The organism is Polaribacter vadi, from assembly GCF_018861005.1.
Taxonomy (GTDB): domain Bacteria; phylum Bacteroidota; class Bacteroidia; order Flavobacteriales; family Flavobacteriaceae; genus Polaribacter; species Polaribacter vadi_A.
This window is the reverse complement of sequence record NZ_JAHKQL010000004.1, coordinates 221,982-243,325: the sequence shown is the minus strand read 5'-3', so window position 1 is coordinate 243,325 and position 21,344 is coordinate 221,982. Positions and strand designations below refer to the sequence as shown.

The window sequence follows — 21,344 nt, the reverse complement described above, 5'->3', positions numbered from 1 at the left end:
TGAAATTGGGACTTTTTTATGTTTTTTTATTGAATTTAATTCTTTACTTTTTCTTGTCTTTCGTTTAATAAAATTGGTTCTCCATAACCTAATTCTTTCATTCTGTCTAATTGTGTTTCTGCATCACCAACAACTAACCAAATCATTTTATTAGGGTTTACATATTTATTAGCTAATGCTTTTATTTGTGCTTTAGACATATTATTAACTGTATTTTCTCTGTCTTTTACATAATCTGGACTCCAGCCATAATCACTAATATTAGATAACATATTTAATTTTGCTCTAGAAGTTTCAAAAGCTCTTGCGTTACTTTTAATTAAAAAACTTTTGGTGGTTTCTAAATCTTTATCAGAAAAAGTAGTTGGGTACTCTTCTAAAATTTTCTTTACCAATTGTGCAGATTCTAAAGTTACATTACTTCTTACACCACTAGAAATGGTAAAAGCACCTTTTGCTTTTGTGCCAGAAAAACCAGAACGAATTCCGTAAGTATATCCTTTCCCTTCACGTAATTCTTGTGTTAAACGCGAAGCAAAACCACCACCACCTAAAATGTAATTCATAACAGAAGCAGCATAAAAATCTTTGTCAGTTGCAGCTAAAGCTGGTGCCCCAAATTGTAAAACAGATTGTTTTGCATTAGGAATATCATAAAAATAAACAGCTGGTTTTGTTGGTGTATCTGGTGTTTTATATTCAGGAATTGTAACTTCTTTAGCTGCCCAATTATTATTTAAAGATGCTAAAGAAGCAGTTACTTTATCTTTAGAAATATCACCTACAACCAATATTTTTGTCACTGATGGAGAAATATAACTGCTATAATATGCTTTTAAATCTTCAATGGTAATTTTTTCTACGGATGCCAAACTACCTAAAATATTTTTAGAACGGATGTTGTCTTTTCCGTAAATCAACTCATTATAAGCATTTCTTGCAACAGAATTAGGGCTCGCTTCTTGCTGACGTAATCTTGCTATAGTTGCTTTTTTTAGTAGAGTAAATTCATTTTCATCAAACCTTGGTTCTAATAAAATCTCTTGAGCTAAAGCTAAAGTTTTATCATAGTTTTTAGCTAATGTTGTACCACTTAAAGTAATGTTTTCAACATCAGAATACACATAAATAGAAGCACCTAATTCTTGAATTGCTTCTTCTAATTCTTTTACAGTTTTTTGCTTTGTACCCTTGTTTAATAAATCAGCAGTTAAATTAGCAACACCTAATTTATCCATAGATTCTAATAATTGGCCACCATCAATAGTAATATTAAAACGAACCAAAGGCACTTCGTCATTTTCAATTCCAAATACTTTTAAACCATTGTCTAAACTGCTTTCATAAACTTCTGGCACAGCCAAAGATGGAGTTTCTCCATAAGGAGGTTCAATGCTTCTATCAAAAGTAGAAGGCGTTTTTTCATAAGTTGCAGCAATTTTAGGATCGAATTTTTCTTCTGCACCAATTACAATTTGCTCTTCAACTACATCAGCCAAAACAGCTCCTTCTAAAGCAAGTTTAGCTGAGTTTTTAGGTACAAAACTTGTAGCTACATAATTTTTGTTTTTAATATATTGATTGTAAACTCGCATTACATCTTCTGTAGTAACAGCCAATGTGTTTTTAATATCTTCGGTTACAAATCCCGGATTTCCTGTATAAGTATTGTAAGATGCTAAACGAGTTCCTTTACCCAAAACACTAGATAAACTTGAGTAAAAACGAGTTTCTTGTCCTGCTTTTATTCTGATTAAATCTTTTTCAGAAATTCCTTCTGCCTCAAATTTTGCAAAGGCTTTTTCAATTCCTGCTTTTACATTATCTAATTTTACGTTGTTAAAAGCTCTAATAATCAAATGAGTTTCTCCTGCCAATTCAGAAGCATAATTATACATTGTGGTATTTGATGTTAGTTTTAAATCGTCAACCAAAACCTGATTTAAGGGTGCAGATTTTCCATCAGATAAGTACTGAGTTAAAACTTCTAAAGCATAAGAATCTGCATGAAACTGTTCTACACTTGGCCAAGCCATGGTTAATTGAGGTACTCTTGCAAAGTTATCTTCAAAATATAAAGACTTAATTTCATCTATTTTTCCTGGTCTTTTTTCAATTGTAGGTATCTCTTCTGTTCCTTTAGGTATTTCATCAAAATATTTATGCACCCATTTTGTAGCTTGTTCAATATCAATATCACCAGACAACACTAAAGTTGCATTGTTAGGAACATACCATTTTCTAAAAAATGTTTTTACATCATCTAAAGTTGCATTTTGTAAATCTTCTAAAGAACCAATTACTTGCCAATTATAAGGATGATCTTTTGGATATAAATTTTTACCAATTACATATCTATTATGGCCATAAGGAGAATTGTCTACTCGTTGCCTTTTTTCGTTTTTAACAACTTCTTTTTCTTTTGCTAAAACAGGGTCTGTAACTGTGTTTATAAACCAACCTAATTTGTCGGCTTCTGCCCAAATCATTTTTTCTAAACCATCTTTTGGTACCGTTTGTAAGTAGTTTGTTCTGTCTCTAGACGTAGATCCATTTGCGCCAGAACCACCAATTCTTGCACTCATCTTATCTAAGCCACCTTTTCCTAAATTTTCTGATTCTAAGAATAATAAATGTTCAAAAAGATGTGCAAAACCTGTTCTACCTTCAATTTCTCTTGCAGAACCCACATGAACCATCAATTCTACAGCAACAACTGGATCAGATTTATCTACATGAAAAACAACATCTAAGCCATTTTCTAATTCAATTTTTTTGTAATTAATACTTAATTCAGGAGGTTTTTCTTCGGATGAATTTTTGCAACTTAAAAAAGTAGTTGCCACTAAAAGTGTTAGTAATATTTTTTTCATTTGATTTGAATTTACAGCTTTAAAAGTACTAAAATAAAAAGATGAAGCTACGCTCTATTTTGTTAAAATCCAGATATTAAAAATGTTGCTTTTTAAATAACTTTAGGATTATCAATTTTAAATAAAACATCAACAAAAAGAAAGGCTCTTCATTTAAAATGAAGAGCCTTTCTTTTTTGGTTTCAATTAATTTTACTTTTTATAAGTACATCAATTTAAGCAAGTTCTTTTTTACTTTAATCTTCTAAAGAATAAACGTAAATTTGCACCCTCAAAAGTAGAAATAATGCAATATAATCATAAAGAGATAGAAAAGAATTGGCAAAAATTTTGGGCTGATAACCAAACTTTTAAAGCCAGCAATGAAAGTGAAAAACCTAAATATTATGTGTTAGATATGTTTCCTTATCCTTCAGGAGCAGGTTTGCATGTTGGGCATCCTTTAGGGTATATTGCAAGTGATATTTATGCACGTTACAAGCGCCATAAAGGCTTTAATGTCTTGCATCCACAAGGTTACGATTCTTTTGGTTTGCCAGCAGAACAATATGCTATTCAAACTGGTCAACATCCTGCAAAAACTACTGAAGAAAATATAAAAACTTACAGAAGACAATTAGATCAAATTGGTTTTTCTTTTGATTGGAGTAGAGAGGTAAGGACTTCAAATCCTGAATATTATAAATGGACACAATGGATTTTTATCCAACTATTTAATTCTTGGTATAACAAAGATTCAGATAAAGCAGAAGATATTTCAACTTTAGAAAAAGTCTTTAAGAAAGAAGGGAATGCAACTGTAAATGCAGTTTGTGATGAAGATATTACTGTTTTTTCTGCGGATGAATGGAAAGAATTTTCAAAAACAGAACAAGAAGAAATATTATTACAATACAGACTAACATTTTTGTCTGATACAGAAGTAAACTGGTGCCCAGCATTAGGAACTGTTTTGGCAAATGACGAAATTGTAAACGGAGTTTCAGAAAGAGGAGGGCATCCTGTTGTGCGTAAAAAAATGACACAATGGTCTATGCGAATTTCTGCTTATGCACAACGTTTGTTAGATGGTTTAAATACTATTGATTGGCCACAACCTTTAAAAGATTCTCAAACCAATTGGATTGGTAGAAGCCAAGGAGCAATGGTTTCTTTTCAAGTTGATGTAGCATCTGAAAAATCAACTTCAGAAGTAAAATTATCTTACAAAGAGTTAGAAGCTTTAAAAGAATTGCGTCAAAATTTATCTAAAGCTGAAACTACGCTTTGGAATGAATTAAAAAATAAAAAAGGAGCATCAAAATTTAGAAAAAAATATACAATTGCTACTTTTCTAGTAGATTATGTTTGTATTGCAAAAAACTTAATTGTTGAATTTTCAGGTAAAGAAGATGAAGAGGCAAGAACTGAATCTTTTCATAAAAATGGCTTTAATGTTATCCGTTTTACAAATGAAGAGGTTTTACAAAATGTAGTAAAAGTTGTTTCTGAAATTAATTTTGCAATTCAGTTTCCACAAGTAATTGGTGAGTCTGCAGAAGAAACTGAAGTAAAAGATGAAAATAAATATAAAATTGATGTTTTTACAACAAGACCAGATACAATTTACGGAGTAAGTTTTATGACTTTAGCTCCAGAACATGAATTGGTTTCTAAAATTACAACAGATGCTCAAAAAGCAGAAGTTGAAGCTTATATAAAAGCAACTGCAAAACGTTCTGAACGTGATAGAATGGCAGATGTAAAAACCATTTCTGGTGCATTTACTGGGGCTTATGCAATTCATCCTTTTTCTGGTGAAAAAGTGCAGATTTGGATTGGGGATTATGTTTTAGCATCTTATGGAACAGGAGCTGTAATGGCTGTTCCTTGTGGAGATCAGCGTGATTATGATTTTGCAAAGCATTTTAATATTCCTATTCCTAATATTTTTGAAGGCGTAGATATTTCTGAAGCTGCTCATACAGATAAAGAAGGAACTGTAATTGCAAATTCAGACTTTTTATCAGGATTAAAATATAAAAAAGCACTAAAACTTGCCATTTATGAAATGGAAAAAAGAGGTTTTGGTTATGGCAAAATAAACTACAGATTACGTGATGCTGTGTTTAGCAGACAACGTTATTGGGGAGAACCATTTCCTGTATATTACAAAGATGGAATGCCGCAAATGATTGATGAAAAACACTTGCCAATTGTTTTGCCAGAGGTAGAAAAATATTTGCCAACTGAAGATGGAAAACCACCTTTAGGAAACGCAACTGAATGGGCTTGGGATTCTCGTGGAAAGAAAGTTGTTTCAAACGATAAGTTAAAAAACAAAACGGTTTATCCTTTAGAATTAAACACAATGCCTGGTTGGGCTGGTTCTTCTTGGTATTTTAACAGATATATGGATGCTACAAATTCAACTGAATTTGCAAGTAAAGAATCTTTAGACTATTGGAAAGAAGTAGATTTATATATTGGTGGTTCAGAGCACGCAACAGGTCATTTATTATATGCACGTTTTTGGCAAAAATTCTTGTTTGATAAAGGAATTGTTCCTGTGGATGAGTTTGCAAAAAAGCTAATTAACCAAGGTATGATTTTGGGAACGAGTGCTTTTGTTTATAAAGCTGATGCATTTGTAAAATCAGGTTGTTCTTTAAGTAGTTCTTTTGATGACATTAAAGCCAAAATTCCTACAATATTTGTTTCTAAAGATTTGTTTTCGAATGATGATGAATTTGAAAATGTAGTAATAGAATATTTATTAAATCAGAAAATTGTTAATCAGCAAGAGTCAGAATTATTAACTATTATAAAAAGTAATATACATTCTGATGTTTCTTTAGTGAATGCTTCTGATGAACTAGATGTAGAAGGTTTTAAAAGTCATCCTTTAAATGCGGATTATAAAGATGCTAAATTCATTTTAGAAAACGATGTTTACAAAGTAGGTCGTGAAGTAGAAAAAATGTCTAAATCAAAATACAATGTTGTAAATCCTGATGATATTGTTGCAGAATATGGTGCAGATTCTTTACGTTTATTCGAAATGTTTTTAGGTCCTTTAGAGCAAACAAAACCTTGGAAAACTTCTGGTATATCTGGTGTTTCATCATTCTTGAAAAAACTTTGGAAATTGTATTTTAAAGGAGATCAATTTGAGGTTTCAGAAGAAAATGCAACCAAAGATGAGTTGAAAACGTTACACAAAACAATCAAAAAAGTAGAAGAAGATATAGAGAATTTCTCTTTTAATACATCTGTTTCTACATTTATGATTGCTGTAAATGAGTTAACTGCATTAAAATCTAATAAACGAGAAATTTTAGAACCATTATTGGTTTTATTATCTCCTTATGCTCCACATATTACAGAAGAACTATGGAGGTTGTTAGGGCATACAGAAAGTATATCAACTGTGCCTTTTCCAATTTTTGAACCAAAACATTTGGTAGAAAGTGCAAAGAATTACCCAATTTCTTTTAATGGTAAAATGCGTTTTACTTTAGAGTTGTCTTTAGATTTAAGCAAAGAAGAAATTGAAAAAACAGTAATGGCTCACGAAAAAACAATTGCACAATTAGAAGGTAGAACTCCTAAAAAAGTAATTGTTGTACCTGGTAAAATTGTAAATATTGTAGGTTAACTCTACAGATTTGTAAATATAAAAGCAGGTTTAGTAAATAATTAAATAAATGAAAAGTTGATTAACAATTTTGAAATTATAGGCCTGGTTGCTGCTTTTATTACAACTTCGTCTTTTTTGCCACAAGTTTTTAAAGCATATAAAACTAAAGATACAAAGTCATTATCTTTAACTATGTATGTTGCGCTTTTTATAGGTAGTGTAATGTGGTTAATTTATGGCATATATTTAAAGAGTTTATCCATAATTTTAGCAAATGCTATAACAGCTTTATCAACGCTTTATTTGGGGATTTTAATTTTAAAATATAAAAAATAACGTTTCTAAAAGTCATTATACTAATCTATAATGGCTTTTTTTTATTTAGATATGGGAAGAAAAACACACAGGTTTACAAGAAAAATACATCGTTATTTGGGTTTATTTATTGGTGTACAATTTTTATTCTGGACAATTGGAGGTTTATATTTTAGTTGGAATGATATGGATGACGTGCATGGAGAAACGTTATTAGATAAAACCGAACATACCTTTACTTTTTCTTACAACGAGCCTATTAGAAAGCTCTTTAATTTCTTAGAAGAAACAGATGTTAAACCTATTAAAAATATAGAAGCCATTGTTGTAAATAAAGACAGTTTATTACGGGTAACAAGAAGTAATGATATTCTCTTTTTAAATTTAAATAAAAACCAATACAAAGTTCGAAAAGCATTAACTAAAGAAGAAAGTATTGCCTTTGTAAAGAGCAGATTGTATAATGCATTGCCAGTAAAACAAACAGAATACTTAACAGAAAAAGAAATTACCAATAAACACGAATATAGAGGGAACCCTTTACCAGTTTTTGCAATTACCTTAGAACACGAAACAAACACAACAGTTTATGTGCACCCTAACACAGCAAAAATCACCAAAGTAAGAAATGATAATTGGCGTAAATTCGATTTTTTATGGATGCTCCATGTGATGGATTTCGAAACTAGAGACCATATAACCAATTGGGTGTTAAGAGCTTTTTCTGTTTTAGGTTTGTTAACTATTTTATCTGGCTTTTACTTATTTTTTATAAGCTCGCCAACACTTAGAAAATGGCGTAAAAAAATTAAAGGTTAACTTTTATTACAAAGATTGATTTTTAATCTATAAAAAGTTACTTTTGGTAAAACTTATTTGAATTCTATGATTACTACTAGGCAAAATGGAAGTTTATTTACTAATATTCAAAACAATATTGCTACCATAGAATTTGGTCATCCTGCAAGTAATTCTTTTCCAAGTGAATTGTTAGAGAGGTTAACCAAAGAATTAAAAAAACTTTCTTTAAATGATGAAGTTGCACTTATCATTCTAAAATCTGAAGGAGAAAAAGCTTTTTGTGCTGGTGCTTCTTTTAATGAATTAGTTGCAATTGCTAATCTAGAAGATGGCGAAAAATTCTTTACAGGTTTTGCGAATGTAATTAATGCTATGAGAACTTGTAGTAAATTAATTATTGGTCGTGTACAAGGTAAAGTTGTAGGTGGTGGAGTAGGTTTAGCATCCGCTTGCGATTACGTTTTAGCAACTGAAGCAGCATCAATAAAATTATCAGAATTAACTATTGGTATTGGGCCTTTTGTAATAGAGCCTGCAGTAACCCGAAAAATTGGTTTAGCAGCAACATCAGAATTAACTTTAGATGCCACAAGCTGGAAAAATGCTTATTGGGCAAAAGAAAAAGGTTTGTATGCAAAAGTGTTTGAAAATATAAAAGAGTTAGATATTGAGGTAGATTTATTTGCTCAAAAATTGGCAAGTTATAATCCATCAGCTTTAGCTAAAATGAAAAAAGTATTGTGGCAAAATACTAATCACTGGGATAATCTTTTAATAGAAAGGGCTAAAATTTCTGGAGAATTAGTATTGTCTGAATTTACTAAAAATACTTTGGCTAGATTTTCTAAAAAGTAAATAAGAAAAGTTTATGCTGATTTAGATTCAGTGTTAAAACAAAATAAATGAGAATTGTATCAACAAATATAGGAGAACGAAAAGAAATCACATATAAAAACAAAAAAGTGATTACAGGTATTTTTAAATATCCTGTTGATAAACCTGTTTTTTTAGATATAGAAGAAGTAAAAGGAGATGAGATTTCAGATAGAGAACATCATGGAGGTATAAAACAAGCAGTTTATGGTTATTCTTTAAAACATTATGATTTCTGGAAACCTAAATACCCAGAATTAGAATGGAGTTTAGGTATGTTTGGTGAAAACTTAACGATTGATGATTTAGATGAAACTAAAATTAATTCGGGTGATACTTTTAAAGTTGGTGATGCAATTTTAGAAGCAACAGTGCAAAGAAGCCCTTGCTATAAATTAGGAATTCGTTTTAATAACATGAAAATTATAAAACAATTTTGGAATACAACTTTTTGTGGTGTATATTTCAAAGTTATTCAAACAGGGTATGTTAAAGTGGGAGATGAATTTGAAAAAATTAAAAGCTGTCCAGAAAACCTTACTATAGCAGACATATTAATTAAAAAGAAAAAAGAAAAAGGGATTTAATGAAACTAAGAAAAAGATATATTTTACTCATTTTACTAGCTTTATTACCTTTTTATAAATTATATCATAAAGAAGATTATTGTTTTGGTGATGTAGATTTGGTAATTATTGGTGGGCTTACGCTTATTTTTATTATTACTTTTTTAGCAATATTTTTTTACAACCTATACAAAATAACCATAAAGAAAGAATTATTTAATTTTACACCTTTAATAATCACAGCTGTTTTTGCGGTAGTATTTAACAGAGCTTTAGAATATCATGATAAAGCTATTTTTAAAGATAAAGTTCAAATATTTAATAGTTTTTCTAAAGAAAAAGCATTGCTAGAAATTATTTTATTTGATGATGCTACTTTTGAGTTTAAAACAATTTACGAAAATTCTTATTGTGTAGAAAAAGGAACTTACGAATATAAAATGGACTCTCTATTTTTTTATAAAACAAATAAAATAGATGGTAATATTGTTTTTGGAGATGTATATATTTATAATAAAGTAGATCAAAGATTAAATCCTATATATACTGGTTTACCAAATTTTACATTAAATAATTAATTTTTAGCGCCTTAAATTAAGAGGTTGTCAATTCTAAGAAGATTTTAAAAGAAAATCATTTTTTTATTAAAAAAATATAGAAAATAATCTTTATATTTGCATGTGGTTTTTTAAAACCACACTTTTTCTTTTTCATAGCAATTTTCCCACTCAGTTTTGAGTGGGTTTTTTTATGCTTTTAATCAACAAAAGGCTTTAAAAAACATTGTAAATTCATAATTATCAAATATCTTTGCAAACGATTATTGGTAATATGAATTCAACAGCAATTTCAGAGACAAATTCTTCAATGCAAACAATTCTATCAGATTTAAAACAGCTAACAAAAGTTGGTCTGTCTTTTAGTGTGGTTTTTTCTTCTGTTGCAGGTTATTTGTTGGCTGTAGATGTTATTAATTATACAACACTTTTACTTTTAGCAATTGGTGGTTTTTTTATGGTAGGTGCATCTAATGCATTTAATCAAATTATAGAAAAAGATACAGATGCAGTTATGCAACGTACAAAAAACAGGCCTTTACCAACAGGTAGAATGTCTGTTAATTTTGCATTAACAATAGCTGTTGCTTTTACAATTTTAGGTTTATCAATTTTATATAGTATAAATCCTAAAACAGCATTATTTGGTGCAATATCTATTTTTATATATACATGTGTTTATACACCATTAAAAGCGGTAACACCTTTAACTGTTTTTGTGGGTGCAATACCAGGTGCAATACCTTTTATGTTAGGTTGGGTAGCAGCAACAAATGAGTTTGGTATAGAAGCAGGTTTTTTATTTATGATTCAATTTTTCTGGCAGTTTCCACATTTTTGGGCAATTGGTTGGTTACAATTTGAAGAATATAAAAAAGCAGGTTATAATATGTTACCAATGAATACTAAAGATAAAGGAGCTGTTAAACAAATTATTTTTTATACTGCTATAATGATTTTAGTATCTATAGCACCAGTTTTAAAAGTATCAGGTAATTTTTATATTTATCCTGCAACAGCAATTTTAGTAGCATTATTAGGTTGTATTATGTTGTATTATGGAGTAAAATTGCATAAATCCGAAGAAAATACTGATGCTAGAAAATTAATGTTGGCTAGCGTTTTATATATTACAGTGGTACAAGTTGTTTATGTAGTTGATAAATTTTTACATTAAAAGATGATAGGAGAGCAAGCTTTAAAACAAGAATATGTAGTTGCAAAAAAGAAATCTGCAAAACCAATGTTATGGGTTTCTATGATAAGTATGGTTATGTTTTTTGCAGGTTTAACAAGTGCTTACGTTATTAGTATGAAACGTGATGATTGGGTTTCTTTTGATTTACCTCAGGCATTTTACATAAGTACTTTTTTAATTGTAGCAAGTAGTATAACATTATTTTTATCGCAAAGATTTTTAAAACAAAATAAAAGACAATTATCTTTAATAATGGTTGTAATAACCTTAATTTTAGGTCTTGGTTTTATTTGGCAACAATATGTTGGTTTTAATCAATTAAAAAGTATAGGATTATTTTTTACAGGACCAGAGAGTACAGTATCAACATCATTTATAATTGGTATTACTTTTATGCATGTTTTACACTTGCTTGCAGGTGTAATTGTACTGTTTGTTGTAATTTATAATCATTTTAAATACAAATACAAATCAGATGATATGCTTGGTTTTGAACTAGGTGCAATTTTCTGGCATTTTGTAGATATATTATGGATTTATCTATTTTTCTTTTTCTCTTTTATTAAGTGATGAAAATTAGCTATTTTTGGCAAAACGTTTAAGATTTTAATTAAATATTATTTATGGAAGCAAATATTGCTATACCTTCAGACGGAAAAAACACTTGGGATGGTGGTGCTGTAAGACCATTTGGCGCAAGTTATGGTAAAATGATGATGTGGTTTTTTATCGTTTCTGATGCATTAACCTTTTCAGGATTTTTGGCAGCTTATGGTTTAACTCGTTTTAAATTCATTGACTCTTGGCCAATTGCAGATGAAGTTTTTACCCACATACCTTTTATACATGGAGAATTCCCTATGTATTATGTGGCTTTTATGACATTTGTACTTATCTTTTCTTCAGTAACAATGGTTTTGGCTGTAGATGCAGGTCATAAAATGCAAAAAAGTAAAGTAGCTTGGTATATGTTTGCTACTATTATTGGTGGTTTAATATTTGTTGGCTCACAAGCTTGGGAATGGAATACCTTTATTAAAGGTTCTTATGGAGCTGTAAAAACTACAGATGGTAAGGTTTTACAATTTGTAAAAGATGGGCATCAAATAGCATTGTCTGATTTTGTTGTTGGTGAAAGGATGGATCATAGAGAATCTGATACCAAAAAGAACGGATTATGGTTTGAGAGTGGAGAAGCTGTTTCTCAGTACTCTGTTGCTCAAATTATTGCTTCTTATAAAGCAGACCCTTCAATACAAATTAGAAGTGAACAGATAGACTTAGATAAAAAACAAAAGATTATTTTATCAAGAGAAAAAGGTCTATCAGAATTAACTAAAGGAAAAATGGTTTTAGAAGGTGCAAATCTTAAAGCAAATGAGTATGGTAATACTATTTTTGCAGATTTCTTCTTCTTTATTACTGGTTTTCATGGTTTTCACGTATTATCTGGTATAGTACTAAACATTATCATATTTATGAATGTAGTTCTTGGTACTTACGAGAAAAGAGGGCACTATGAAATGGTAGAAAAAGTAGGATTATATTGGCACTTTGTAGATTTAGTTTGGGTATTTGTATTCACATTCTTCTATTTAGTTTAATAAAAAAATAGCATTAAAATGGCACACGCACACGAATCTAATGTAAAAAGAATATGGATGGTATTTGGTTTACTGTCTTTAGTTACAATTGTAGAAGTAGGTCTAGGTATTGTTAAACCAGGTTTTTTACACTTAACTAGTTTTTTAGGTACAAGCCCTTTAAACTGGATATTTATTATATTAACTTTGTTTAAAGCATACTATATTACTTGGACATTTATGCACATGGAAGGTGAAAAGAAATGGTTTAGACGTTCTGTAGTTTGGACAGCAGTTTTCTTAATCTGTTACTTAGTAACTTTACTCTTAATTGAAGGAGATTATTTATACGAAACATTAGGGCCACTAGTAAAATGGTAATTAAAATATAAAGGTGGTTTTAACCACCTTTTTTTTTACTTTAAAAATGTGTTAATTCAGTTTTAAAATAATTTCTGGTATATGAAGTTTTTTACAAAAAAAAGAGTTGTTTTATTTTTACTTTTTATTTTCCCGTTAATTTGCTTCTTGTTTTTATCTACAGGAGAAAATAATTTTAAAAAGTTACCTGTACTTACTCAAAACGTAATAGATGTTTCTGAAATAGACGCTTCTAAATCAGTTCAATTAAAAAATAATGTTACTATTATTTGCTTTTTAGGTGATGATATCAACGCTATAAAATCTGGTCTTTTTAATTTAAATGAAAAGGTTTATAAGAAGTTTACAGATTATAAACAGTTTCAAATTATTGGTATTTATCCTAAAGGAAAAGAACAAGATGTACAAAAGTTAAAGAAAGATATTGGTGCTTTTACAGATATGCAAAAATGGAGATTTATTGCAAGTTCTAAAGCAGAAATAGAAGCTTTTTATTCTAGTTTTGAGTTTAATGAACCTTTAGTAAACCTAGCTTCTGCCAAAGCATTTTTAATAGATAAAGATGTAAGTTTAAGAGGTAGGTTAAATGATGAAGCTTCAGGTAATAGACTTTATGGTTACAATATGAATTCTGTTGCAGAATTAAACGGAAAATTAAAAGACGATGTAAAAGTTTTGTATTATGAATATTATGCAGCTTTTAAAGAAAAAAATAAGAATAACGCTGATAGAAAAGAAGTAGGGTTATGAGAAAAAAGTATTCTTACGTAGGTATTGCATTTATTGTATTATTGTTTGGTATTTATACTGTGCCAAAAGTAGTAGATCGTTTTAAAGATTCTGATTTAGTAAAGTTTGATAAGGTACCAGATTTCGAATTTACAAACCAAGAAGGTAAAACAATTACTAATGAAACTTATAAAGGTAAAGTATATGTTGTAGAATTTTTCTTTTCTACATGCCCAACTATTTGTCCTTTAATGAACAAAAAAATGCTAACCTTACAAGACGCATTTTTTGGAAATCCAGAATTTGGTATTGCTTCAATTTCAATAACTCCAGAAATAGATACTCCCAAAATTTTGAAAGATTATGCAAAAGACAATGGTATTAGCCATAAGAACTGGCATTTGCTAACAGGTAAATCAGAAGATGTTGTGTATGCGTTATCAAACAAAGGTTTTAAATTGTATGCAGGCAAAGGGGATGAATCACATGCTGGTTTTGAACATTCAGGTTTATTTGCTTTGGTAGATAAAAACGGTTATATACGATCTAGAAAAGATGAATTTGGCAACCCTATTATGTACTATAGAGCTTTACAAGAGCAAACCTTTCCAGATCAAATTATAGAATTAAAAGAAGATATTAAACTATTATTAAATGAGTAATCTAGCAGAAGAAAAAAAATATAAAAAAATTATAACAGCTTTATCTATAATAATTCCTATCGCTGTTGCTGCTTTATTTGGTGTTAACTTAAGACAATTAGGTTTTGATGTAGAACCTTTAACTTTTTTACCACCAATTTATGCTACGATTAATGGTTTAACAGCAATACTTTTAATAGCAGCTGTTGTTGCTATTAAAAAAGGTAATAGAAAATTACATGAGCAATTAAACACGTTTGCAATTGCTTGTTCTTTGGCTTTTTTATTGATGTATATAGCTTATCATATGACATCTGATTCTACCTCTTTTGGTGGAGAAGGTGTAATTAAATATGTATACTATTTTATTTTAATAACACATATTGTTTTATCAGTAATTGTAATTCCTTTTGTTTTAATTACTTATATGAAGGCTAAACTAGGTAGTTTTATAGATCATAAAAAAATTGCAAAAAAAACTTTTCCTTTATGGTTATATGTTGCAGTTACAGGTGTTATAGTATATTTAATGATATCTCCTTATTATGTTTAATAAAAAAATAGTATTTTTTTTATTACTGATATTTTCTTCAGTAAAATATTCTTCTGCTCAATGTGCTATGTGTAAGGCAGTTGTAGAGAATGGAGATGTTGCTATGGCTGAAGGTGTTAATAACGGAATTTCTTATTTAATGGTTTTTCCGTACTTGTTAATTGGTGCTTTATTTTATGCATTATACAGATATAGAAAGCAAACGAAAAATTAACATTTCAATAAGAGTAAATTCTTGTAACAAATTTTACTTTTAGTCGTCTTATAAGCACTATCAAAAGAATAAAATCTTCTTTTGTAGACAATAACACAAATAAATCAACCATAAACTAACTCGTTTTGAAAACTAAATTTATTCTATTTGTAGCTTTTTTTACTTCTATTGCTACATTTTCTCAAAAAAAATGGACCCTTAAAGAATGTGTAGATCAAGCTCTAGAAAAGAATATATCTATACAGCAAAATAAACTAAGTTTAGAACTTGCTAAAAAAGATGTAGAAATTGCTAAAGGAAATTTTTTACCAAATTTAAATGGAAGTTCTTCTGGTAGATTTGGTTTTGGTTCTATTATCGATAATATTAGTAATTCAAGAATATCTACAGATAACTTTAATGCCTCTTTCGATTTAAGTTCTAGCGTTACTGTTTTTAATGGTTTTAGAAATACAAATACATACAAACAAGCACAGCTAGGTGTAGAAAGTAGTGTGTTAGATTTAAAGAAAATAGAAAATGATATTTCTTTATTTGTAGTAAATGGTTACTTAAATATTTTATTTGCAAAAGAAAATTTAGCAGCAGCAAAAGTACAATACGAAATTAGCAAAACTCAAATAGAAGCAGCAGATGCTCGTTTTAAATCTGGTGTTATACCAAAAGGAGATTTATTAAATACGCAATCTACAGCAGCAACAAACTTACAAGCAGTAATAAGTCAAGAAAATGCATTAGACTTAGCTTTACTTAATTTAGCACAATTATTACAAGAGCCAACAGAAGGCTTTGATGTTATGCCAATTGATGTTGGTACACCTTCTGCAAATTTATTCTATAAAAATTCTAATGTAATTTATTCTAAATCTTTAGATAGAATGCCAGAGATTGAAAGAGCTAAATTAGCAATAGAAAATGCAGATATTAACATTGAGATAGCTAAAGGTGCTTTTTTACCTTCAGCATCTTTATTTGGTGGTATGGGTACTGGTTACAGTCATAGATTTAATGAAATCTTTACTAATGATTATTTCTTTAAACAATTAAATGATAATCTAGGTTATAATATTGGTGTATCATTAAGTGTACCTATTTTTAATCGTTTTCAAACAAAAAACAATGTGGCAAAAACAGTTATTAATAAACAACTTTCAGAAACCCAATTAGAAAGCGAAAAATTAAATTTAAAACAAACTATTGAGCAGTCTTTTTTAGATGTTAAAACTGCTTTAAAAAGTTATGAAGCAGCTAAAATTTCTTTAGAAGCACAAGAGGAGTCTTTTAAAAATGCCCAAGAACGTTATAATTTTGGAGCAATGACACAGTTCGATTTTGATCAAGTTAGAAATGGTTTGGTAAATGCACAATCAACTTTAATTCGTTCTAAATACGATTATGTTTTTAAAACAAAAGTTTTACAGTTTTATGCTGGAGACTTAGTTTTAGAATAAATAAAAAAAAATAAGTTTTAGAACCTCACTATTTTTAGTGAGGTTTTCTTTTTGATTTATATTTGCAAATAAAAATAGATTTTGAGTATTATCCTTAACATAGAAACTGCAACAAAAAACTGTTCTGTTAGTATTGCCAAAAACGGAGAAATTTTAGCACTAAAAGAGTTAAATAATGGTAATTATTCTCATGCAGAAGTGTTGCATCCTTTTATTGTAGATGTTTTAAAAGAAGTAAATTTAACGACTAAAGAAATAGATGCTGTAGCTGTAAGTAAAGGTCCTGGCTCTTATACAGGTTTAAGAATAGGTGTTTCTGCAGCAAAAGGTCTATGTTTTGCTTTTGATAAACCTTTAATTTCTATTGATACTTTAACTGGGTTATCTTATGCTATTTCTATTGATAAAGGTATTATTATACCAATGATAGATGCAAGAAGGATGGAGGTTTATGCAGCAGTTTATAATCAAGATCATCAACAAATACGAGAAATAAAAGCAGAGGTTATAGATGAAAACTCTTTTTCTGATTATTTAGAAAAGCATAAAGTTTATTTTTTAGGTGATGGGTCTCAGAAATGTAAAACAATTATCAATCATAAAAATGCTGTTTTTATTGATGATAAATTTCCATCAGCAAAAGAAATGGCAAAGTTGTCTTTTATTAAATACAAAAAAAGCGACATAGAAGATGTCGCTTATTTTGAACCTTTTTATTTAAAAGATTTTGTTGTAATACCAGAAAAGAAAAAGAAACCTACTTTTTAGTTTTATTCTTCTGATTTGTTAATGTTCACTCTATGTGGGTAAGGAATTTCGATACCTGCTTCATCTAATGCTATTTTAACATCTTCTGTAATACCAAAATAAACATCCCAATAATCTGCAGAATTACACCAAGGTCTAACAGCAAAATTAACAGAACTATCTGCTAATTCAGATACGTTAACTGTTGGTGCAGGATCTTTTAATACTTTAGGATGTGAAGTTAAAACATTCATTAATACTTCTTTTGTTTTTTTAATATCTGCATCATAAGAAACTCCAATAACTAAATCTACACGTCTTGTACCTTCTGTTGTATAGTTTATAATGTTACCATTAGATAAAGCCCCATTTGGTATAATAATTTCTTTATTAGAAAGTCCAGTAAATTTTGTAGTAAAGATTTCTATTTCTTTAACTACACCAATTTCTCCTTGAGTTTCTACTAAGTCTCCAATTTTAAAAGGTTTAAAAATCATTATTAAAACTCCACCAGCAAAATTTGCTAAAGAACCTTGTAAAGCTAAACCTACAGCTAAACCAGCAGCAGCAAGTATAGCAGCAAAAGATGTAGTTTCTACACCTAATTTAGAGATAACTACAATAAAAAGTAAAATTTTTAAAGCCCAGCCAGCTAAGTTTCCTAAAAATTTTTGAAGTGTAATATCTACACCACCTTTATTCATTAATTTTTTTGCAGAGTTTACTACAATTTTAATTGCAAATAAACCAACAATTAAAATTAATAATGCTGTTACTACTTTGGGTGCATATTCTACAAATATGTCTTGAAATTTTTCAATGTATTCTTCCATTTTTTTTGTTTTTTGATAGATTTTGAAATGCAAAAATAAAGTTATTTAAAATACCAATAAAGAAATTATACCTAAAATAGCTGGTATAGATTGTACATATAGAATTTTACGGTTCTTTGTTGAATATGCACCATACAAGCCTGCAATAAAAACACAGGTTAAAAAGAATATTGCAACATCTATTTTAAATGTTATAATTGCCCAAATTAATCCTGCAACTAAAAAGCCATTGTACAACCCTTGGTTAGCAGCCATAACTTTTGTTTTTTCAGCAAATTGCTTGTCTTTAAGACCAAATGTTTTAATTCCTTTTTTAGTTGTCCATAAAACCATTTCTATATAAACTATATAACAATGTATTAATGCTACAAGTAATATTAATGTAATTTGGTAATACTTCATTTTTTTGTATTTATTGTGAATTCATAATATACTAAATATCTCTAATTATTTAGTATTAGTCTTTATTTTGTTGTTAATCAACAGTAAAAATATGAGATTTCAACTCTCAATGTTAAATTAATGTTACCAAAACGTTTCTGAAAGGTAAAAATATTGTATATTTGTAAAAGTAATGTTAACTTAAATATATATATCATGAAAAAAATAATAACAATATGTTTGCTTTTTATGGCAACAATAGGATTCTCTCAAGAAAATAAACCAACTTATGAAACTGTAGGTGATTTAATAAAAGTTACTTATTATTTTGAAGATGGAGCTATTAAAACTCAAGGCTTTTTTAAAGATAAAAAATTAAGTGGAGAATGGACCAGCTATAACAAAGAAGGTAAAAAGATTCAATTGGCTTATTATAACGAAGGCAAAAAAGTTGGGAAATGGTTTATTTGGAATAATGAAAACCTTAAAGAAATTACTTATAAGAATAACTCAGTAGCTTATGTTAAAACATGGAAAACTGATTCTGAAGTTGCTCTTAATAATAAATAAGTTTACTTATGTTTAGTTCTTTATAACTCATTAGAAAATTGTTTTCTAATGAGTTTTTTTATTTCTTTATTTATCAAGGTTTTGAGTATATACTAAAGCTTTTTTTCTTGGATTCAATGTTCTAAATAACGTATATGTGTGTAAATTTAGCTAATAATTACAGACTTTTGCGTTTGTGAGGTTTTCACGTGAAAAACCCGAAAAAGCAATAAATTTTACAAGGTGTCAATTGTAGTTCATTTTATTTCGAGTTCTGCTTGCCATTCATAAAGTCCTCCGCTTTCAAATACATCCCCTTTTAAAAATTCCACAAGAGATTATGTCATATTTTTTTCTGGATAACTTCCTTTAAATATTTCATATTCTCCAATTTCGGAAATTCTAATTCCTCACATATCTGAGTAAATCATATATTCCGAAAAGGAAAAACAATTTTTTTCCACAATCTTTTTTGATATTCTGTTATTTCAGAAAGGGGAGTAATATTAAATATATCCTCAGTATGACCAAATCCGTTACAGATTAAATAGAATTCTGTCAAATAGTTTGCTAGTTTAAATCTAATTTCATTTTCAAAGTCAATAATTTCAGAATGATTAGTAGGTTTATTTATTTCAATTCCTTTTTTCTGATGTTTTTTTGAATATTAAGTCAATTAATTCTTTCATAGAACGATATGGTTTAGGAGTCCATTTTTATTATAGTTAACAATCTATTTAAAGGTTTTTTCATTAAATATAATTGCTAGAAGTTTAGAAAGAAGATAAAAGTGAAACATGATGTTTCGCATTTCAATAAATAATTCGATTGTTATTATTAGGTTTAAATATAATACAAGCTAATATTCAGCACTTGATTTAGAGCAAAAAAAAACGTCTAGAATTAATTATTCTAGACGTTTTTAAATTATATGTGAAGTCCTTTATTACTCTACAATTAAAGTAAAAGGAATACTATATTTTACACCTACTGGTTTTCCTCTTTGTCTTCCTGGAGTCATTTTAGGTAATTGATTCATTACACTAACAACTTCGCTTTTAATTTTTGGGTGTGGTGCTCTTGCTTGAATATTAACAATGTTTCCACTTTTATCAATTTTAAAAGCAATAAATACTCTTTTTCTTCCTGGAGAAAGACCTAATTCGTTAGGTAAATCTGCATCAAATTTTCTAGAGAAATGTTTTTGTACTTTTTGACTGAAACATTTTTTTAATTCAGCTTTACTTCCTTTACAACCAGGAAATACTGGTACATCTTCAATAATCATAAAACTAACGTCTTCGATTACTTCTTCTACTTCTTCTATTTCTTCAATTTCTTCTACTTCTACAGCTTCAGTTTCATCAGTTTCTGTAGACTCTATTACAGTTTCTTCTATTTCTTTATCATCCTCAACAACCTCTATTTTTTCTGGAGTTGGTGGTGGTGGTGTTTTTGGTTTTGGCGGTTCTGGTTGCTTCATAGTAATAGGAATTTCTTCTTCCATTTCTGCATTCATACTAACAACCTCTAAATCACCATAGACTTTGTCATACGTTTTTTGTTCTATTGCAGCATATGTTACAAATAAGGCCAATACAAGACCAATCTGCATAAATATTTTGCTGAAATTTTCTAAATTCGATTTAGGATTTTTCTTAATTTCCATTCTTAAAGAGTTTATAATAGGTTGCTAATTTAATTAAATTATTGCTTTAAATACAAGTGCAAACGTTAATTAATCCATTTTTTTTTCAAAAAAAGGTTAAATATAATTAAAGCGAGTATTGCCCCTAACGAATTTGCAAGAACATCAATAATATCTCCTGTTCTATAAATCGTTAAATTACTCTGTAATAGTTCAATTATTATGCCAAATATTATACAACTAGCAACAATTAAATATTTTTTTTCTGGTTTTTTGTAAAAACTAAATAACCAAGTAGATGCTAGCGTAAAATAAGCAATACTATGATATACTTTATCAATATTTTTTATTTCTACTCCAGTACCTGAAAGTTTAATTAAACTTAAACATATAATTGCTAGAGTTGTACCAATAGCAATTATAATAAAGTTATCCAGCAATAATTTCTTTATACGCTTCAGCATCTAGTAAGTTTTCTATTTGTGAGCTATCAGAAATATCAATTTTTATCATCCAACCTTTGTTATAAGGGTCTGTGTTTACTAATTCTGGCTCGTCTTCTAAAGTTTCGTTAAACTCAACAACTTCTCCAGTTAAAGGCATAAATAAATCAGAAACTGTCTTTACAGCTTCTACAGATCCAAAAACTTCTCCTTCATCTACAGTATCATCTAAAGTATCTACATCTACATAAACAATATCTCCTAATTCGCCTTGGGCAAAATCTGTAATTCCTACAGTTGCAATATTATCCTCAATTTTAATCCACTCGTGGTCTTTTGTGTATTTTAATTCTGATGGAATGTTCATTTTTAATTTTATTTTATAATTT

At 28.8% G+C, this 21,344-nt stretch carries 23 protein-coding genes; 17 read left to right on the top strand and 6 right to left on the bottom strand.

The window, feature by feature from the left end; translation table 11 throughout:
• Nucleotides 1-35: 35 nt before the first annotated feature.
• A complete protein-coding gene (locus KO506_RS03720) occupies nucleotides 36-2,873 on the bottom strand; it encodes a M16 family metallopeptidase (RefSeq protein WP_215993547.1) in 2,838 nt (945 codons plus the stop codon).
• Nucleotides 2,874-3,159: 286 nt separating this feature from the next.
• Here KO506_RS03720 and KO506_RS03715 point away from each other — a divergent pair, with 286 nt between their 5' ends.
• From KO506_RS03715 to tsaB, 16 genes are all read left to right on the top strand, one after another.
• Entirely contained in the window at nucleotides 3,160-6,510 is a 3,351-nt protein-coding gene (locus tag KO506_RS03715) for a leucine--tRNA ligase (RefSeq protein ID WP_215993546.1), read from the top strand.
• Between the two features lie 57 nt (nucleotides 6,511-6,567).
• Nucleotides 6,568-6,828: a SemiSWEET family sugar transporter gene (locus tag KO506_RS03710; protein ID WP_252726772.1), complete on the top strand. Its 261-nt coding sequence runs from the start codon at nucleotides 6,568-6,570 to the stop codon at nucleotides 6,826-6,828.
• 30 nt (nucleotides 6,829-6,858) lie between these two features.
• Nucleotides 6,859-7,626, top strand: a complete 768-nt coding sequence (locus tag KO506_RS03705) for a PepSY domain-containing protein (protein WP_215993545.1) — start codon at nucleotides 6,859-6,861, stop codon at nucleotides 7,624-7,626.
• 66 nt (nucleotides 7,627-7,692) lie between these two features.
• Nucleotides 7,693-8,463, top strand: a complete 771-nt coding sequence (locus KO506_RS03700) for an enoyl-CoA hydratase/isomerase family protein (protein ID WP_215993544.1) — start codon at nucleotides 7,693-7,695, stop codon at nucleotides 8,461-8,463.
• A gap of 47 nt (nucleotides 8,464-8,510) precedes the next feature.
• Entirely contained in the window at nucleotides 8,511-9,068 is a 558-nt protein-coding gene (locus KO506_RS03695) for an MOSC domain-containing protein (RefSeq protein ID WP_215993543.1), read from the top strand.
• A complete protein-coding gene (locus KO506_RS03690; RefSeq protein WP_215993542.1) occupies nucleotides 9,068-9,625 on the top strand; it encodes a hypothetical protein in 558 nt (185 codons plus the stop codon). Before KO506_RS03695 ends, KO506_RS03690 begins: the two co-directional genes overlap by 1 nt.
• A gap of 253 nt (nucleotides 9,626-9,878) precedes the next feature.
• Nucleotides 9,879-10,781 carry a heme o synthase gene (gene cyoE, locus KO506_RS03685; RefSeq protein WP_215993541.1) on the top strand — a complete coding sequence of 301 codons (903 nt, stop codon included), beginning with the start codon at nucleotides 9,879-9,881 and terminating at the stop codon, nucleotides 10,779-10,781.
• A 3-nt stretch (nucleotides 10,782-10,784) separates the two neighbouring features.
• A complete protein-coding gene (locus KO506_RS03680) occupies nucleotides 10,785-11,372 on the top strand; it encodes a cytochrome c oxidase subunit 3 (protein ID WP_215993540.1) in 588 nt (195 codons plus the stop codon).
• Between the two features lie 53 nt (nucleotides 11,373-11,425).
• Entirely contained in the window at nucleotides 11,426-12,406 is a 981-nt protein-coding gene (locus tag KO506_RS03675; RefSeq protein WP_215993539.1) for a cytochrome c oxidase subunit 3, read from the top strand.
• Between the two features lie 18 nt (nucleotides 12,407-12,424).
• The gene (locus tag KO506_RS03670; RefSeq protein ID WP_215993538.1) at nucleotides 12,425-12,766 is read left to right on the top strand and encodes a cytochrome C oxidase subunit IV family protein; all 342 of its coding nucleotides are present in this window, start codon (nucleotides 12,425-12,427) and stop codon (nucleotides 12,764-12,766) included.
• 81 nt (nucleotides 12,767-12,847) lie between these two features.
• Complete coding sequence (locus KO506_RS03665; RefSeq protein ID WP_215993537.1) at nucleotides 12,848-13,516, top strand: hypothetical protein; 669 nt, start codon at nucleotides 12,848-12,850, stop codon at nucleotides 13,514-13,516.
• On the top strand, nucleotides 13,513-14,157 hold the full coding sequence (locus KO506_RS03660; RefSeq protein WP_215993536.1) for an SCO family protein: 645 nt from the start codon (nucleotides 13,513-13,515) through the stop codon (nucleotides 14,155-14,157). The genes KO506_RS03665 and KO506_RS03660 overlap by 4 nt, the downstream gene beginning before the upstream one ends.
• Nucleotides 14,150-14,689, top strand: a complete 540-nt coding sequence (locus KO506_RS03655) for a DUF420 domain-containing protein (protein WP_215993535.1) — start codon at nucleotides 14,150-14,152, stop codon at nucleotides 14,687-14,689. The genes KO506_RS03660 and KO506_RS03655 overlap by 8 nt, the downstream gene beginning before the upstream one ends.
• A complete protein-coding gene (locus tag KO506_RS03650) occupies nucleotides 14,682-14,903 on the top strand; it encodes a hypothetical protein (RefSeq protein WP_215993534.1) in 222 nt (73 codons plus the stop codon). The genes KO506_RS03655 and KO506_RS03650 overlap by 8 nt, the downstream gene beginning before the upstream one ends.
• A gap of 125 nt (nucleotides 14,904-15,028) precedes the next feature.
• The gene (locus tag KO506_RS03645) at nucleotides 15,029-16,354 is read left to right on the top strand and encodes a TolC family protein (RefSeq protein WP_215993533.1); all 1,326 of its coding nucleotides are present in this window, start codon (nucleotides 15,029-15,031) and stop codon (nucleotides 16,352-16,354) included.
• A gap of 81 nt (nucleotides 16,355-16,435) precedes the next feature.
• Nucleotides 16,436-17,122, top strand: a complete 687-nt coding sequence (tsaB, locus tag KO506_RS03640) for a tRNA (adenosine(37)-N6)-threonylcarbamoyltransferase complex dimerization subunit type 1 TsaB (RefSeq protein ID WP_215993532.1) — start codon at nucleotides 16,436-16,438, stop codon at nucleotides 17,120-17,122.
• Nucleotides 17,123-17,124: 2 nt separating this feature from the next.
• On the opposite strand, the gene KO506_RS03635 is transcribed toward tsaB, so the two are convergent.
• Together KO506_RS03635 and KO506_RS03630 are read right to left on the bottom strand one after the other, a co-directional pair.
• Nucleotides 17,125-17,934 carry a mechanosensitive ion channel family protein gene (locus KO506_RS03635; protein WP_215993531.1) on the bottom strand — a complete coding sequence of 270 codons (810 nt, stop codon included), beginning with the start codon at nucleotides 17,932-17,934 and terminating at the stop codon, nucleotides 17,125-17,127.
• A 45-nt stretch (nucleotides 17,935-17,979) separates the two neighbouring features.
• On the bottom strand, nucleotides 17,980-18,336 hold the full coding sequence (locus KO506_RS03630) for a DUF1304 domain-containing protein (protein ID WP_215993530.1): 357 nt from the start codon (nucleotides 18,334-18,336) through the stop codon (nucleotides 17,980-17,982).
• Between the two features lie 195 nt (nucleotides 18,337-18,531).
• On the opposite strand from KO506_RS03630, the gene KO506_RS03625 reads away from it, so the two are divergent.
• On the top strand, nucleotides 18,532-18,885 hold the full coding sequence (locus tag KO506_RS03625; RefSeq protein ID WP_215993529.1) for a nicotinic acid mononucleotide adenyltransferase: 354 nt from the start codon (nucleotides 18,532-18,534) through the stop codon (nucleotides 18,883-18,885).
• A 925-nt stretch (nucleotides 18,886-19,810) separates the two neighbouring features.
• On the opposite strand, the gene KO506_RS03620 is transcribed toward KO506_RS03625, so the two are convergent.
• The 3 genes from KO506_RS03620 to gcvH form a co-directional block, all read right to left on the bottom strand.
• Complete coding sequence (locus tag KO506_RS03620; RefSeq protein ID WP_215993528.1) at nucleotides 19,811-20,533, bottom strand: energy transducer TonB; 723 nt, start codon at nucleotides 20,531-20,533, stop codon at nucleotides 19,811-19,813.
• Nucleotides 20,534-20,598: 65 nt separating this feature from the next.
• Nucleotides 20,599-20,976 carry a VanZ family protein gene (locus KO506_RS03615; RefSeq protein ID WP_215993527.1) on the bottom strand — a complete coding sequence of 126 codons (378 nt, stop codon included), beginning with the start codon at nucleotides 20,974-20,976 and terminating at the stop codon, nucleotides 20,599-20,601.
• On the bottom strand, nucleotides 20,942-21,322 hold the full coding sequence (gene gcvH, locus KO506_RS03610; RefSeq protein ID WP_215993526.1) for a glycine cleavage system protein GcvH: 381 nt from the start codon (nucleotides 21,320-21,322) through the stop codon (nucleotides 20,942-20,944). Before gcvH ends, KO506_RS03615 begins: the two co-directional genes overlap by 35 nt.
• Between the last annotated feature and the right edge of the window lie 22 nt (nucleotides 21,323-21,344).

Coding starts and splice junctions, on each gene's coding strand:
- gcvH (WP_215993526.1), bottom strand. CDS start 21,322: ATGAACATTCCATCAGAATTAAAATACACAAAAGACCACGAGTGGATT.
- KO506_RS03650 (WP_215993534.1), top strand. CDS start 14,682: ATGTTTAATAAAAAAATAGTATTTTTTTTATTACTGATATTTTCTTCA.
- KO506_RS03625 (WP_215993529.1), top strand. CDS start 18,532: ATGAAAAAAATAATAACAATATGTTTGCTTTTTATGGCAACAATAGGA.
- KO506_RS03615 (WP_215993527.1), bottom strand. CDS start 20,976: ATGCTGAAGCGTATAAAGAAATTATTGCTGGATAACTTTATTATAATT.
- KO506_RS03630 (WP_215993530.1), bottom strand. CDS start 18,336: ATGAAGTATTACCAAATTACATTAATATTACTTGTAGCATTAATACAT.
- cyoE (WP_215993541.1), top strand. CDS start 9,879: ATGAATTCAACAGCAATTTCAGAGACAAATTCTTCAATGCAAACAATT.
- KO506_RS03720 (WP_215993547.1), bottom strand. CDS start 2,873: ATGAAAAAAATATTACTAACACTTTTAGTGGCAACTACTTTTTTAAGT.
- KO506_RS03665 (WP_215993537.1), top strand. CDS start 12,848: ATGAAGTTTTTTACAAAAAAAAGAGTTGTTTTATTTTTACTTTTTATT.
- KO506_RS03715 (WP_215993546.1), top strand. CDS start 3,160: ATGCAATATAATCATAAAGAGATAGAAAAGAATTGGCAAAAATTTTGG.
- KO506_RS03705 (WP_215993545.1), top strand. CDS start 6,859: ATGGCTTTTTTTTATTTAGATATGGGAAGAAAAACACACAGGTTTACA.
- KO506_RS03620 (WP_215993528.1), bottom strand. CDS start 20,533: ATGGAAATTAAGAAAAATCCTAAATCGAATTTAGAAAATTTCAGCAAA.
- KO506_RS03690 (WP_215993542.1), top strand. CDS start 9,068: ATGAAACTAAGAAAAAGATATATTTTACTCATTTTACTAGCTTTATTA.
- KO506_RS03670 (WP_215993538.1), top strand. CDS start 12,425: ATGGCACACGCACACGAATCTAATGTAAAAAGAATATGGATGGTATTT.
- KO506_RS03655 (WP_215993535.1), top strand. CDS start 14,150: ATGAGTAATCTAGCAGAAGAAAAAAAATATAAAAAAATTATAACAGCT.
- KO506_RS03680 (WP_215993540.1), top strand. CDS start 10,785: ATGATAGGAGAGCAAGCTTTAAAACAAGAATATGTAGTTGCAAAAAAG.
- KO506_RS03635 (WP_215993531.1), bottom strand. CDS start 17,934: ATGGAAGAATACATTGAAAAATTTCAAGACATATTTGTAGAATATGCA.
- KO506_RS03660 (WP_215993536.1), top strand. CDS start 13,513: ATGAGAAAAAAGTATTCTTACGTAGGTATTGCATTTATTGTATTATTG.
- KO506_RS03700 (WP_215993544.1), top strand. CDS start 7,693: ATGATTACTACTAGGCAAAATGGAAGTTTATTTACTAATATTCAAAAC.
- KO506_RS03695 (WP_215993543.1), top strand. CDS start 8,511: ATGAGAATTGTATCAACAAATATAGGAGAACGAAAAGAAATCACATAT.
- KO506_RS03675 (WP_215993539.1), top strand. CDS start 11,426: ATGGAAGCAAATATTGCTATACCTTCAGACGGAAAAAACACTTGGGAT.